The 1,282-nt window shown below is 76.0% G+C and carries 2 pseudogenes; both read left to right on the top strand.

The features are described 5' to 3' along the window. Positions 1–317, top strand: a pseudogene (locus tag JNW91_RS33365) (hypothetical protein); the annotation flags it as partial. A gap of 91 nt (positions 318–408) precedes the next feature. Beyond that, positions 409–1,282 (top strand): annotated as a pseudogene (locus JNW91_RS31425) (RNB domain-containing ribonuclease); the annotation flags it as partial.

A 1,282-nucleotide genomic window follows, 5' to 3' on the forward strand; every position in this document is an offset into this window, starting at 1 on the left:
AAGAAGACCGCCGCGAAGACGACCGCCGCGAAGAAGGCGCCCGCCACGAAGGCGCCGGCGAAGAAGACCGCCTCCACCCGCCCGAGCGGCGCGCCCGCAAGGCACCGGCGAAGAAGGCACCGGCGGCGAAGGCGACCGGCACCTCGTCGACGGCCGCCCGCAAGACGGCGGCGAAGAAGGCGCCGGCGAAGAAGACCGTCGCGGCCAAGGCCCCGGCCCGCAAGGTGACCGCCCGCAAGTCGCCGGCCCGCCCGACCGCCGCACGGGCCACCACCGCCCGGGGTACGCGCAGCACCGCCCGGAAGGCGACCGGCTGAGCGCGGGCCGCCCGGCCCGACGGTGGGCCCGTCGAAAGATCTCGGCCGGTCACCGGAAGCGGATCACCGGCGGCGCTGTCAAGATTGACCCGTGGTCATCCGACGCGTACTCGCGCCCCGCATCGACTTCGGCGCGCTCCGCCGCGAACTCGGCCTGCCCGAGGGTTTCCCGGCCGACGCACAGCGGGAGGCCGACGAGGCCGCCGCCGCGCCGCCGCGGCCGTCCGTCGACCGTACCGACGTACCGTTCGTCACGGTCGACCCGGCCACCTCCCGCGACCTGGACCAGGCGATGCACCTCGCCCGCCGTCCGGGCGGCGGCTACCGGGTGCGGTACTCGATCGCGGACGTCGCCGCGCACGTCGTCCCGGGCGGCGCGTTGGAGGCGGAGACGTGGCGGCGTGGGCAGACCGTCTACCTGCCCGACGGCCACGTGCCGCTGCACCCGCTGACGCTCAGCGAGGGCGCGGCCAGCCTGCTGCCCGACGACGACCGGGCCGCGGTGGTCTGGACCATCGACCTGGACGCCGACGGCGGCACCGTGGCCGTCGAGTTGGAACGCGCCCTGGTGCGCAGCCGGGCCAAACTCGACTACATCGGTGTGCAGGCGGCGGCCGACGCCGGACGGCTGCCCGAGCCGATCGCGCTGCTGCCCGAGATCGGCGACCGGCTGACCGCACGGGGGCTGCGCCGCGGCGCCATCAACCTCCCGCTTCCCGAGCAGGACGTGGAACCCGACGGCGACGGGTGGCGGCTGGTACTGCGCGGCCCGGTCCCGATGGAGGAGCACAACGCGCAGATCTCCCTGCTGACCGGAATGGCGGCCGCGACATCATGCTGGCCGGCGGGGTCGGCCTGCTGCGCACCATGCCGGCACCGAAACCGGAGGCGGTGCAGCGGCTGCGGGCCGCCGCCGCGCCGCTGGGCGTGCGGTGGCCGGAGGGCGCCGGCCCGGGCGAGGTGAT

The organism is Micromonospora parastrephiae (assembly GCF_016802865.1).
In the GTDB taxonomy this organism is placed as follows: Bacteria; Actinomycetota; Actinomycetes; order Mycobacteriales; family Micromonosporaceae; genus Micromonospora; species Micromonospora parastrephiae.